This window comes from Polaromonas sp. P4_F6 (assembly GCF_056401275.1).
In genome coordinates this window covers 377,225-391,207 of sequence record NZ_JBFUJQ010000002.1, presented here as the reverse complement: position 1 = coordinate 391,207, position 13,983 = coordinate 377,225, and the positions used below count along the sequence as shown (strand labels likewise).

The 13,983-nt window shown below is 59.2% G+C and carries 6 protein-coding genes; all 6 read left to right on the top strand.

Annotation, left to right across the window (positions count from 1 at the left end; genetic code table 11):
* Positions 1–223 precede the first annotated feature (223 nt).
* The 6 genes from AC1DUN_RS07695 (at position 224) to AC1DUN_RS07670 (ending at position 13,964) form a co-directional block, all read left to right on the top strand.
* The gene (locus tag AC1DUN_RS07695) at positions 224–2,491 is read left to right on the top strand and encodes a peptidase domain-containing ABC transporter (RefSeq protein WP_477713721.1); all 2,268 of its coding nucleotides are present in this window, start codon (positions 224–226) and stop codon (positions 2,489–2,491) included.
* Entirely contained in the window at positions 2,488–3,951 is a 1,464-nt protein-coding gene (locus AC1DUN_RS07690) for an HlyD family type I secretion periplasmic adaptor subunit (protein ID WP_477713440.1), read from the top strand. Before AC1DUN_RS07695 ends, AC1DUN_RS07690 begins: the two co-directional genes overlap by 4 nt.
* A gap of 116 nt (positions 3,952–4,067) precedes the next feature.
* Entirely contained in the window at positions 4,068–4,706 is a 639-nt protein-coding gene (locus tag AC1DUN_RS07685) for a hypothetical protein (protein ID WP_477713439.1), read from the top strand.
* A complete protein-coding gene (locus AC1DUN_RS07680; RefSeq protein ID WP_477713438.1) occupies positions 4,699–12,879 on the top strand; it encodes a calcium-binding protein in 8,181 nt (2,726 codons plus the stop codon). Before AC1DUN_RS07685 ends, AC1DUN_RS07680 begins: the two co-directional genes overlap by 8 nt.
* Positions 12,880–12,883: 4 nt before the next feature.
* Entirely contained in the window at positions 12,884–13,120 is a 237-nt protein-coding gene (locus AC1DUN_RS07675) for a hypothetical protein (RefSeq protein ID WP_477713437.1), read from the top strand.
* A 52-nt stretch (positions 13,121–13,172) separates the two neighbouring features.
* Entirely contained in the window at positions 13,173–13,964 is a 792-nt protein-coding gene (locus tag AC1DUN_RS07670; RefSeq protein ID WP_477713436.1) for an SEL1-like repeat protein, read from the top strand.
* Positions 13,965–13,983: the final 19 nt, after the last annotated feature.

Here is a 13,983-nt window from a genome sequence, read left to right as displayed (position 1 = left end):
AATCCAAAAAGGTGCAGATTTCGCGCGTTGAAGAAACTGCTTCGCAAAAGCAACACCCCAAAAAATGCCCGGGCTGGCGCTTGTTTTAAATCTAAACTGGCTCGGCCATGCGATATGTCGTTGACATCAACGGGTGGCTTTGCAGGTGGCGCGTCGATGAGGGACGACGACGCGGGTTGGTTCAAAAATAAGCAAGCGCCCCAAGCGGGGCGGATTCGGGATGATGGACAAAAAACTATCAGGGGATGCCTTTTTCTGGGCATTGCAGGGAGTCTGCGCCTTGCACCGCAAGCCGTTTTCGGACGCGCTGGCGCGCCAGCAATTGGCGGCGCCCTACACAACGCGCTCCTTGCTGGATGCGATGCAGGCCTATGGCTTTGACGCTGTTCACCACAAGGCCAAGGCCGGGAAGCTGGACAAGGAAAGCTTTCCGCTGATCGCCTGGCTGCAGCCCAAGGCGGCTGATCCCGCTCCGGTCCAGGCGGCCGGTGAAGAACAAACAGACCCCAGCGAGGAAGAAGCGCAGGCGCCCGAACAGACAGCGCCCGCCCTGGTCCTGCAAGCCGATGCCACCAAGCTGCTGCTGATCGAAGCCGGCGACGCCAGCCCGCGCACGCTGGAGCTGGCCGAGTTCGCGCTGCGCTACAACGGCCACATCACCCGCGTCACGCCACAAGCCGACCCGGCCGCCGACCCCGACAGCGAAGCCCAGGCGCGGCAGTCGCGCAAGTTCGGTTTCAGCTGGTTTGTGCCCGAGCTGCTCAAACACAAAAGACTCTGGCAGGAGGTGCTGCTGGCTTCCCTGGTCATCCAGCTCATCGCGCTGGCCACGCCGCTCTTTACCCAGGCCATCATCGACAAGGTGGTGGTGCACCGCACCGAAAGCACGCTCATTGTCATCGCCATCGGCATGCTGGTGTTCATGACTTTTTCCGCGGCGCTGTCATGGCTGCGCCAATACCTGGTGCTGCACACCGGCAACCGGGTCGATGCGGTGCTGGGCTCCTCGGTGTTCGAGCGCTTGTTCAAGCTGCCGCCGCTGTACTTCCAGCACCGACCCACCGGCGTCATCGCGGCCCGGCTGCATGGCGTGGAAACCATTCGCGAGTTCATCGCCAGCGCGGCCGTCACGCTGGTGCTGGACTTTCCCTTTCTGCTGATCTTTGTCGCCATCATGTTTTATTACAGCGTCACCCTGACGCTGATCGTGCTGGCCATCCTGGCCGTCATCGTCGGCCTGAGCTTGGTCGTCGCGCCGCTCTTCCAGGCGAGGCTGCAGGAACAGTTCCAGATGGGCGCGCGCAACCAGGCCTTCCTCACTGAATACGTGGTGGGCCTGGAAACCGTCAAATCGCTGCAGCTTGAGCCCCAGCTCAACAGCAAATACAGCGGCTACCTTGCCAGCTACCTGCAGGCCGGGTTTGCCACCAAGCAGCTGGCCAATACCTACAACACCGCGTCCAACCTGCTTGAACAATTGATGAGCCTGCTGATCCTGGGCATAGGCGCTTACACCGTCATGCACAGCAAGGAGTTCACCATCGGCATGCTGGTGGCCTTCCAGATGTTCTCAGGCCGGCTGTCGCAGCCCATGCTGCGCCTGGTCGGCCTGTGGCAGCAGTTCCAGCAGGCCAGCCTCTCGGTCGCGCGCCTCGGCGATTTGATGAACGCGCCGATCGAGCCCTATTCAGTCATTCCCGCGCGCGACACCGCGCGCAAGGGTGAGATCCAGATCCACGACATCGCCTTCAAATACGCCGAGCATCTGCCGCTGGTGTATGAAAACCTTTCGCTGAACGTCAAGCCCGGCCAGATGATAGGCATCATGGGCCCCTCGGGCTGCGGCAAAAGCACGCTGGCCAAGTTGCTGCAGGGCTTTTACCAGCCCAGCGCCGGCCGCATCCTGATCGACGGCATAGACATACGCTACCTGTCGGCTAACGAACTGCGCAGCCACTTCGGCGTGGTGCCGCAAGAGACCATGCTGTTCAGCGGCACCATCTACGACAACTTGCAGATGGCCAGCCCCAACGCCACCTTTGAACAGATCACCGCCGCCTGCAAGATGGCCGAGATCCACAGCGTCATCGAGGCCCAGCCCCAGGGCTACCAGACCGAGATCGGCGAGCGCGGCGCCGGCCTCTCGGGCGGGCAGAAGCAGCGCATCGCCATTGCGCGCGCGCTGCTCAAGCGCCCCAGCATCCTGGTGTTTGACGAAGCCACCAGCGCGCTCGACGGTCCCACGGCCGAACACTTCGCGCAAACCATCAACGCCCTCAAGGGCAAGGTCACCATGCTGTTTATCACCCACGGCCTGCCCAAGGGCCTCAAGATAGACGCGGTCTTCCGCCTCACGGCCACGGGCGCGCAGCTGATGTCGCCCGCGCCAGGCCAGCCCGGCAAGGTCACGTCCATGAGCCATACACCTCACAGCGGAGGCGCCACGCTGCGCACCGTGCCCAAGGCGGAGAATGAGGAGCGAGAGGAATGAGCGCCATGCCACCCAACGCGCAGCAGGCCGAAGCCCCGGCCGCCGCCGCGCAGGCCTCCACACAAGCTTCCGCCAAGGTCGTCCAGCTGCGCCCGCCCAGCCAGTGGCACGACCCGCTCAGGCTGATACAGAACGAGCCCCCCAGCGAGTTCGGCCGCATTGTGCTGTGGTCCGTGTCGGCGCTGGTGTTTATCTTGCTGATCTGGGCCGCCATCGGCAAGCTCGACATCATCGCCACCGCCGAAGGCAAACTCGTGCCGCAAACCCTGGTCAAGATCGTGCAGCCCGCCGAGCCCGGTGTGGTCAAGGAGTTGCTCGTCAACGAAGGCGACAGCGTCAAGCGCGGCCAGGTGCTGGCCAGGCTGGACACGACGCTCGCCAGCGCCGACAAGGCCGGCATCAGCAGCGACCTGGCCACGCAACAGTTGCAGATGCGCAGGCTGGAGGCCGAACTCGCCGACCAGCCCATGCTGCCCAAGGCCGGCGACGACCCGCAGGCCTATGCTCATGTGCAAAGCCAGTACATCGCGCACCGCAAAGCCTTTCTCGACAGCCTGGACCAGGAAAAGTCCATGCTGACCAAAGCCGAGCACGAGAAAAAAGGCGCGGCCGAAATGCTCACCAAGCTGCAGCAAACCTTGCCGACCTACCAGCGCACCGCCGCCGCGTACGAAAAGCTCGAAAAAGAAGGCTTTATGGGCAGCCTGGCCGCCGCCGACAAACAACGCGAAGCGATTGAAAAAGGCAAAGACCTCGACGCCCAGCAATCCGCCGTGCAGGCCTTCACCGCCACCATCGCCGCGCAAACCAAAAAAATCAGCCAATTACAAAGCGCCTACAAAAGCGAGCTGCAAAAAGAGCTGGCCGAAGTCCGCGCCAAAACCGCACAGCTGCAACCCACACTAGACAAGAGCATCTACAAGGAAGGCCTGATGGAGCTGCGCGCCCCGCAGGACGGCGTTATCAAAGACCTGGCCACCACCACCGTAGGCGCCGTGGTGCAGCCCGGCAGTGTGGTGTTGACTTTGGTGCCCCAGGGCGAGCAGCTGTTTGCCGATGTCTCCATCAAGAACGACGACGTGGGTTTTGTGCAGGTCGGCCAGTCCGCGCAAGTCAAGCTCGCGGCCTACCCGTTTCAAAAGTACGGCATGTTGATGGGCAAGGTCATTCACATCAGCGCCGACGCCACGCAAAACAACCAGGGCAGTGGCAGTACGTCATCAGCCAGCGCAGGCTCGAGCAGCGCCGATGCTGCTGCGGCTGCCGCTGCCGCCATGGCGACCTACAAGGTGCGCGTCAAGCTTGACGAGCAGGTGCTCAAGGACCCGCAGGGCAAGGCCTTGGTCATCACGCCTGGCATGCAGGTGGTGGCCGAGATCAACCAGGGCAAGCGGACCGTGCTCGAGTATTTGCTGTCGCCTGTGCAGAAGGCGGTGCAGGAGTCGGGGAGGGAGAGGTGAGGGAGTTTCACGGTTTTCTTGTGGTGAATAACGTCACAGTGAGCCTTTTAGTAACGTTAACTCTGTAATTCGCTCGACCCACTCGTCCATGGATTGACATGCAGAAAAATTTTGAGATGAACAGTCGCAACGAGGATGAATCGCTTCATAGGACAGACCTATTTGCCGGGCGAAGATTGTGGGTCAAACGTGTATTTGGCTATGGAGTGGGATGGCCACTGATCACGTACTTCATGCTCGCGCTATTTATGCCAGACGATGTTCTGAAGAAACTGCCGATGCTCAAGGTTTTTGCAATTGGCGTTGCCGATGTTGTGACGAGCGTTTATCCAGAACTGAACTTCCTCAATCACTCGTTGAGTACGAGTTTTCCACAAGTTGCTTTGTTATGTGACGCTCTGGCGATGATCCTGATCCCGTGGCTAATTTTCGCAGCATCCATGGGCATGTTGATGGGGTACTCATATGGTCGGGTGGAGAGTAATCCATTCATTGGCATGTCCTTCGTTCAATTGTTGGTCATCGCATTTATTGTTTTTTTGGGAATTCCGATTGGAATTTGGATTGTTCATATTTTTTACGCGATTCCGGGTGATCCACAAATTTATGCAGGCATCACCACCAAAAGCCGTTTGGGGTACGCCTGTCTTTCTACTGGCGTGATCATGTTTTCCGCAGGCTGCATTTGGATGCAGCCGCTGTATGTCGTTGTGTTAGTTGATAAATTTTTCTTCGGAGGATTCGAGAATGCCTGATGCCAATTTGAGTCAATACGCAGCCGAAGTTTGGAAAGCCATTCTTGAGCCTGATGAGTGGGATCTGGCCGGAGGTGCAATGGCACCGACGGAAGAACTCTTCAGGCAATGGGGTGAAGTCGTTGGGAAACTGAAGAAGGGCCAACTTACGGCAGCTGATGCTACGGTGATAGACGGGCTGGCCAAGTTTTTTGCTAGGGCTGGCGCTAACATTGCCGCTAGAGTGAGCAGTATCAATGTGCCTGCGGTTAGCGTTGATGATCTCAAGCTTAAGCAATTTGTTATCCAGTTTGCACAGAATGGACAAAAACTTGCTCAGGATACCGGCTTGGTGCTTGATGAGATCGCGGCCGGTACCACAACTGCTGCCGTTCGACTAACGGAAGCCGCGCGGGGCCTACTTAAGCTCGGTGGCGTTGCTCTTGGAGCCACTCAGGTTGGCCTGGCAGTTTATGCAGGAGAGTATGAAGAGGCGGCAAAGAAAGGAGTGGGGGCATTGGCTGGAATGGCTGGTGCTCCAATTGGTGCTCTCGTTGCGGGGGGGTTGGTTGCGGGAGCTGCAACAGTTTTTGCCGTCCCAGTTTTGGCTGCGGCGGCTGTTGTTGCCCTTGGAGCGCTTGCAGGTGGATACCTCCTCGGAAAGGTCGGTGAGAGCACCTATGAACCTTATATCAAACCGATGCTTGATTCCCTCCTGCGACAAGGAGGGCCTGTGGACGCTGCTATCCAGAGTCTACGGACACAGTGGGTTGCTGTGGGGAATTTCGATGGGACGTGGATGCAAGGACTTAATCTAAGTAACGAGCAAAAAGCGACACTTTCTACAGTGATAGCGGGTTCCATTGACATTGCTTACACCGAAGCTCTGAAGCTTGATGCTGAGAAAATCTTTGCAGCCAATTTCACGGGAGAAGCTCTGATAGGGCGCGACCTTCTTCTAAAGAGTATCCTGACCTTTGCCAAAGACAATGGATATGCCACCGAGCGAGTAACAACAAATCTCGCAAACGTAACGGTAGATTTACCCAATTTCTCAACTACTGCGCTGATATCCCTTCGGGACTACGTGAAAAGTCAGCTTAGCTTAGTAGACCAAACGGGGTGGTCCCTCACCGGCCCCAGCCGGGTTGTCATCGCGAAAGGCGCAGGTACCCACGCGGCTAGTGACAAGGACAGCTTGCTTATTGGCAGCGCCGGCGTGGACGGTCTTATTGGCGGCGCTGGCAACGATGACCTTATTGGCGGAGGTGGCGCCGATACTTTGCTTGGAGGTGCGGGTACCGATGACCTATTTGGTGGTGCAGATGACGATGTGCTCGATGGTGGCGTTGGCGGTGACTACCTGCATGGCGGAGCGGGTAATGACACATATATATTCACCGGAGATTTTGGTAGTGACACTATTGTCGACTCCGATGGCAGTGGCGCGATTCAAGTTGATGGCGTCACGCTGCAAGGCGGCAAGAAAGTAACGGATGGCACTTGGTATAACAAAGAACAAGGGTTTGTCTTTACATTGATTGGTACTGGTGACCACCGCAGTTTGCTGATAAAAAAAGACTCAAGCCCCAACGCAATCCGAGTGCAAGGTTGGCAAAACGGGCAAATGGGTTTGACGATGGATGACGCTCCCGCGGACATCCCCGAGGCTTCTCTGGTTTTTATCGGCGACCAACGCGGAAAACTGGTTGGAAGTGAGATCGAGCCGGATGTTACGCCTGACCAGCCGTCATTCGGCATCTACAAATGGAGCGTGACCAGTTGGGCCGCCGACGGCACGCTCACAGGCGGGGTGGCGCAGGCCAACTTCGCCGACGTCATCTACGGCACCGCTGGCAACGACAAGATTGACACCAAGGGGGGCAATGATGCGGGGGATGGCCGGGCCGGCAACGACATCATTCTGGGGGGTGATGGCGACGACAAGCTTGCCGGCGGACTGGGTTCCGACGACATTCAGGGCGGCACCGGAGACGACCTCATTTTGAGTGCCTACGGCCTGGTCTTCGGCCAACGGTCAAGTGCCAACGATGGTTTTCTCGCGCGTGATTATTCTTCGGGCGATTTGGGGCGATTCGTTGATCAGGCCAGCCTGGAAACGGGCAAGAATGACACCGCGAGCTCCGATGCGATAGACGCGGGCGATGGCAATGACGCGGTCGTGGCCGGCGGCGGCGCGGATCGCGTACAGGGCGGCGCGGGCGACGACGTGATCTGGGGCATGGGAGGCGGCGACATCATCGAAGGCGATCAGGGGGACGACACGCTTTTCGGCGATGGGTATTCATCTGAAAGATATCTGGGTGTCTGGAGCGGGGTGGTATTGGACGTCAGCCAGCATGGAGATGACTTTATCGATGGTGGCGAAGGCGCAGACAAAATTGAGGGCGGCGGAGGAGCGGATCAGCTTTTTGGCGGCGCAGGAAACGACGTCATCCTGGGCGATTCCTCTGTATCAGAGGTGCCTGACGCGTACCACGGCAACGACTATCTGGACGGTGAAGATGGCGATGATATTCTGGTCGGCGGTGGCAAAGACGATACCGTGTATGGCGGCGCCGGGAATGATGTTCTCCATGGCGACACGAGTGTTTCAGATCTCGCGGCTCAATACCATGGCAACGATTACCTGGACGGTGAAGATGGCAATGACAAAATTTTCGGCGACGGCGGTTCTGACATGCTGTACGGCGGCGCGGGAGATGACGAGCTCTGGGGCGACACCTCCGTCGACATCGGCACTGCAGACTATGTAGCAGCCGAGTATCACGGCGACGACTACATCGACGGTGAGGATGGCGATGATTATGCCGAGGGCGGCGGTGGTGCAGACACCATCTACGGTGGTGACGGCGCAGATGTATTGTGGGGCGATGCCAACGCCAGCAGATTGGAAGGAGCGTTTCATGGTGCCGACTACATCGACGGGGAAGCCGGCAACGACACGATCACTGGCAATGGAGGCGCCGACACCCTGTATGGGGGAACGGGTGACGACATTATTCGAGGTGACGCCTTCGGGGCGATTCCGGAAGAGCCGGGTTACCTGACCGGTGAATTCCACGGGGACGACGTTCTCGATGGCGAGGAAGGTGATGATCAGCTGTGGGGTGACGGCGGATCCGACACGATCTATGGCGGCGACGGAAACGATATCTTGCACGGCGATGCTCCGCTCGATGAGCTGGCCGTGGAATTTCACGGCAACGACATGCTCGACGGCGGCAATGGTGATGACAAGCTGTACGGCGATGCTGGCGATGACATACTCGACGGCGGCGACGGCAACGATCTTCTGGTCGGAGGCGATGGCGTTGACTACATGGACGGCGGCGAGGGCAATGACGTCTTTGAGGCCGGTGCCGGCGATACTGTCGTTGACAGCGGTGGCACCAATACCCTCACTTTGGCCGACGGCTTGCCTGCGTCCACGCGCGCGGAAGGCTCCGACCTGATCCTGGATTACGGTGACCGGGGCGTTCTGCGCGTCGTCGATGCGCTGGCCGGCAGCATTGACACGATTGGTGGAATCTCGGTTTCTGACTGGCTGGAAGGCAACTTGGAAGATGATGTGGAGATCTCGACATCCCGCGGGCATCAAAAACTCACAGGCGGCGGTGGCGACGACCAATTGACAGCCGGGCATGGCTTTGCCACTTTGCTGGGCGGAGGCGGCCGGGACACGTTGTTCGCAAGCGGCGGAAACAGCACCCTGCGTGGTGGTGCAGGCGACGACGTATTGGAGGCCGGTGGCGGAGGCAACGACCTCAACGGGGGGGCGGGAGACGACGTCTTGCAGGCCGGGGACGGTGACGACAAGCTGGACGGCGGAAGCGGCAACGACTCCCTTTCCGGCGGCGCTGGTAACGACACCCTCATCGGCGGCGAGGGCAACGACACACTCGATGGCGGCGACGGCAACGACAGGCTCTTTGCCGGTTCCGGCCAGGACACCCTGACCGGGGGCGCCGGACTGGATACCTATGTGCTGAGCTTCGGCACGGGCCATGCCACCGTGGTGGATGGTTCCATTGAAGGCTCCGTCATTGAACTTGACGGGCCAGGGCTTCAGCTGGAGAGCCTGACGGCGTCTCGCCATCAAAATGACCTTCTGGTAGAAGCCCGCGGCGGCGTTACCAGCATGCTCATCAAGGACTATTACGGCCCAACCCAAACATCATGGCTCTTGAAGGATGCGCAAGGAAACACGGTCACTGCGGATGCCCTGGTCGAAGCCTCCCGGCCACAGTGGGACACCTTGCGAAACAGCCTGTTGCAGGACTTCAAGATTTGGGCAAAAGGCGAGATCAGTAACGAAGCATTTTTGCAGGGCTACTCACTGCAGTCAGACGGCACCTGGTTCCGGCCCGCGGTTAACTTTGGCGGGAACGTATACAACTACAGCGTCGACGTCACACATGAATCGCGGAATATCCATCACTCGCTGCCCAATTTCTCTAGCCAATGGGTAACCAACTCGTCTTACACCTCACCCACCTACTGGAATCAAACGCAGTGGGACCAAGGTGTGATGGACGATTCAATGATTGCAATCGATGAGAACGTTCAGGCCGCGTCAGATAGCTTCATTTCATTGACCGTCCCCTTCAGCACGTCAGTGACGCACCAGAATGCATGGAGAGACATCACCTGGACCAACACCTCGATCACGACGTACACACGTGCCTGGCAATATACGGGCTCCTACACTTGGTCGGATGCGGCAGGCGCCAATATGCCGAACCCCACCGAATATATCGACGGCTATCAAAGAAACATCGAAATCGCCAAGGACTATGTTGGCGTCGCATCTGCGCTGAGCTTTCAGGACCCTGGAGCTCCTGCGATGGCGGGGGAGCTTCCTTCCTATTTGGCAGTTGACTACCAACATGCCCAAATAACCTACGGCATCGGCGAAACGGTTTTGTCCGACGGCGACCATACCGTCATGGCCAACCAGTATGCCGCGGTCATCGGCGGTGTCGGCAACAACATCATCTACGGCGCCGGTTTCGCTTATGGCGGAACGGGCAATGCCCAGTTGATCGGTGGCGGCACATTGATGGCCGGTACGGGCGACCAATATCTTCAGGGCGGAAGGATCATGGTGGTTGGCGACGGTCACGATACCGTGGTCGGCCGGACCGGCAGCCATATTCTGGTGAATCCGGACAACCAGGGGGTGGACCTTATTGCGTATGACTTCAATGCCGAAACAGACACGGACGGCTTGGGAAGGTCTTTGACCGTCGGTGACATTTACCAAGCCATGGGCTACCAGGACTGGAGAGAAAACTTCATCGGCGGCGGCAAGTTTTATTTCCAGGTTGTTGAGACATTCTCCGGATATTTTGATTCCATCGAAGACGCACGCGCGGCTTTTAATGTCAAGCCCCGTTGGCTTACTTTTGACGAAGCGATGGCCCGCGACGATACGAAATGGCGCTATGTCGAGCCCCTGACTGTTTTGTACACGACGCCGTACTCCTCGTTTGGTTTTGGCCCCGGAAGCGACTATCAACCAAGCTCTTACTACGACACCCACCCCGTGCCGGCCGTGGTGCTGACCGCGAACAATTTCGCGGTGCTGCAGCCCCTGGTTGACGCTGACCTGATGCCCGGGGGCGTGGTGAGCTTCGGCCCGGGGCTTGCACTGGCGGACTTGACCCTGTCCTGGGGTGAGGTCGCCGCTCCCCTGGACGGTGCCACGCACGTGACGCTCGACATTACGTGGGGAACCGACCAAGGCATACGCATCATGATGCCGCGCACCGGCGATGCGCTCAACAGCGTGATCCGGAAATTTGAATTTTCGGATGGCACGGTGAGTGGCCTCCTGGACTTGATCGCCCTGGCGCCACCGATGCCCGATCTTGATGTCGGGTACGCCCATCTTTACGCGGGCATGGGCACGCAGACTTCGGATGCAGCCGACTTGGCCGGAATTCGGGCCGTGGTTGCTTCCACCAGCGACATTCAGGTCGAGAGCGATGGTGTGGACCTGGTGATCTCCATCATCGGCAGCAGCGACAGTTTGCGGATCAGCGGCTGGTACGCGGATTCCAGCGAGATGTCGCAGGCAATCCTTTTCACCTCAGGCGGCGCTATGCTTTCCGCGGCCGAGATGACCGGCAAGGGCCTGCTCAAAGACGGCAGCGCCGGCAACATGGACCTGCATGGCGTGCCCGACTTTGCCACCACCTTCATTGCCGGGCCCAACACCCGCATGACAGGCGCCTCGGGCAGGGATACCTACATCTACGAGCAGGGCAGCGGCGAGGTACACATCACCGACCCGGGCGGCGGGACCGTGCGCTTTGGCAGCGGCATCAGCACTGCCGCCACCTTGGGTCTTGGCGCGGGTTCGCTGGTGATCAGGCTGGGCAACCAGGGCGATATGATCCACCTCGAAAACTTCGACCCCACAGACGCCGAAGGCTTCTGGAGTGTGCAGCGCCTTGAGTTCGACGGCAGCGTGTTGAGCCTGGAAGACCTCCTTGACCAAGGCTTTGACCTGTCGGGCACGTCGGACGCAGACACCATCACCGGCACCAGCGTGACCGACCGCATCCTGGCCGGGGCGGGTGACGACGTGCTGCAGGGCGGCGAGGGCAACGACACGCTGGACGGTGGGGCCGGCAGCGATGCGTATCTGTTCAGCCGCGGTGATGGTGTGGACACCATTAATGAAGCTGATTCAACACCCGGGAATGTGGACACCATCCGCTTTGACAGCTCCGTCGCAGTGGCGGACGTCAGGGTCAGCCGCGAGGGCATGAACCTGTACCTGAGCATGGACGGCAGCACGGACCGCATCGAGATCAGCAACTGGTTTGCCGAGGGTGCTGATACGGTGGAGCTGGTCGAGTTTGCCGACGGGACAGTGTGGAACAAGGCTGCGCTGGAAGCCAGGTTACCGACGGCCATCACCGGAACTGAAGGGGACGACCAGCTGAGCGGTTCGCAAGCCTTTGAAATCATTGACGGCCAGGGCGGCAACGATCTACTTAGCGGTGGCGCAGGCAACGATGTTTACCTGTTCAAACGCGGCGACGGCCAGGACACCATCAACGACTATGACGAAACCCTGGGCAATATCGACGCCGTACGCTTTGACAGCGGTATTTCGGCTGCCGATGTCCGGGTCACGCGCGACTCGTCCTTGAACCTGTTCCTAAGCATAGACGGCACCCAAGACCGCATCCAGCTCGGCAACTGGTTTGAAGATAGCGCTCACCAGGTCGAACGCGTCCTCTTTGCCGACGGCACGATGTGGGGTCCGGATGACCTGGTCGCCATGGCCCAGTTTGGCCCTACCGAAGGCGGCGACTACCTCGGCGGGACTGAGGAGACGGACTTCCTGTACGGCCAGGGTGGCAACGACTTCCTGAGCGGAGAGGGCGGCGGCGACATCATCGATGGCGGCAGCGGCAACGACTACCTGCAAGGTGGCGCGGGTGACGACTACCTGTGGGATAGCGAGGGGAGCAACTATTACAACGGCGGAGCCGGGGATGACACCCTGCAGGGAAGCGGTGCAGCCGACCTTCTCATGGGCGGTGCTGGAAATGACATCGTCACTGGTGGCGACGGCCCTGATGTGATCGCCTTCAATATCGGTGACGGCCAGGATACGCTCAACCCCGGCGGCGCCCAGGACGACACCGTCAGCCTGGGCGGCGCCGGTCTGGACTATGCCGGCCTGAGCCTGCAAAAGAACGGCAACGACCTGGTGCTCAAGGTCAGCGGAACCGATCAGCTGACCTTTAGTGGCTGGTATGACAGCACGGCCAACCAGAGCGTGCTGAACCTGCAACTGGTGGCCGAAGCGATGAGCGCCTTTGATGCCAACTCCAGTGACCCGCTGCTCAATAAAAAGGTACAGACCTTTGACTTCCAGGGCCTGGTCGGCGCATTCGATGCGGCGCGCACGGCAACGCCTGGGCTGAGCAGCTGGGCGCTGAGCAATGGCCTGACTCAGTTCCACCTGGCGGGCAGCGACAGCGAAGCCCTGGGCGGCGACCTGGCCTACCACTATGGCGCGGACGGCACGCTGGCCGGCATGGGCCTGGGCAAGGCGCAGGAGGTGCTGACGAATGCGCAGTTTGGTGCGCAGGCGCAGACTATCCATTCGACTGCCAGCTTGCAAGATGGACTGGTGCGCTTGGGCTAGTGGCGTGATGGACAAGCTCGTGCACAGCAGTGCCTACGCCATGGCAGCCGTGGCTGCCGCCATGGCGATCTACAAGGTGCGGCTTGACGACCAGGTGCTCAAGGATCCGCAGGACAAGGCCCTGGTCATCACGCCGGGCATGCAGGTGGTGGCCGAGATCAACCAGGGCAAACGGACCGTGCTCGAGTATTTGCTGTCGCCTGTGCAGAAGGCGGTGCAGGAGTCGGGGAGGGAGAGGTGAGAGGGACTGCTATTACGTTGAATAGCCAGGTAGCTACCGTGCAGAGATTTTCATGAAATCAATAACACGCGATCTTTGCCTGGTGGCCGCGCTGTTGGTGGCAACTGCCGCCCACGGGCAGCCTTTCCGGCCGGAAACCTCGCTATGCGAGATTGACTGGAAGACGCGCGCCAATACGCGACCCGCCGCAGAGATGGGATATGAGTTCGAACTCAAGGGGGTGGAAAAGCGTGCGGAGGCAGGGGATGTGAAAGCTCAATACCGGTTGGGGTTTGTCCGACGTACGAAGGATGGCAAATGGACAGCTGCCGCTGGGGACTACAGCTACAACGTTCAGTGGTTGCAAAAGGCTGTGCAAGCGGGACATAAATCGGCCGCAGCGCGGTTGGCCGAAATTCAGTACAAGCTGGCCAAGCCACCGGCAATTGATTTTGATACCTACCTGCGTGCGCTGATGCAGGCCGCAGAGGCGGGGAATCCATGGGAGGCGTCGGAGTTGATGGACTACACGCGCGAATATTTTCCCTGTTCAGACGCAGCGAAAGCCGGTGGTTCTTGCGGCGCGTTACCCATCGAAAAGTTCAACGGGTTGATACAAAAAGCTGATTTCAGTAAATGGGCTGAGATCGCCGGCGTTGGGGGAAATCCCGCCGCTCAGGAATGGATGTGCCAAGCGGCTTTCAATGGCATGAGCGCGGACTATGGGCAGGCTAAAGATTTAAAAGCTGCGGAACGTTGGTGCATGGTCTCTGCTCACAACAGTTGCACTTTTGACAAGGGTACGTTGCTAGATAAATTTCCGATGAGCAAAACAGGCGAAGACACACATAGATTCGCTCGCTAAACCAAAACCTGGGAGAAAA

Bases quoted from the DNA above. Each gene is read 5' to 3' on its own strand.
- AC1DUN_RS07695 (WP_477713721.1), top strand. From the start codon at position 224: ATGGACAAAAAACTATCAGGGGATGCCTTTTTCTGGGCATTGCAGGGA.
- AC1DUN_RS07690 (WP_477713440.1), top strand. From the start codon at position 2,488: ATGAGCGCCATGCCACCCAACGCGCAGCAGGCCGAAGCCCCGGCCGCC.
- AC1DUN_RS07685 (WP_477713439.1), top strand. From the start codon at position 4,068: ATGAACAGTCGCAACGAGGATGAATCGCTTCATAGGACAGACCTATTT.
- AC1DUN_RS07680 (WP_477713438.1), top strand. From the start codon at position 4,699: ATGCCTGATGCCAATTTGAGTCAATACGCAGCCGAAGTTTGGAAAGCC.
- AC1DUN_RS07670 (WP_477713436.1), top strand. From the start codon at position 13,173: ATGAAATCAATAACACGCGATCTTTGCCTGGTGGCCGCGCTGTTGGTG.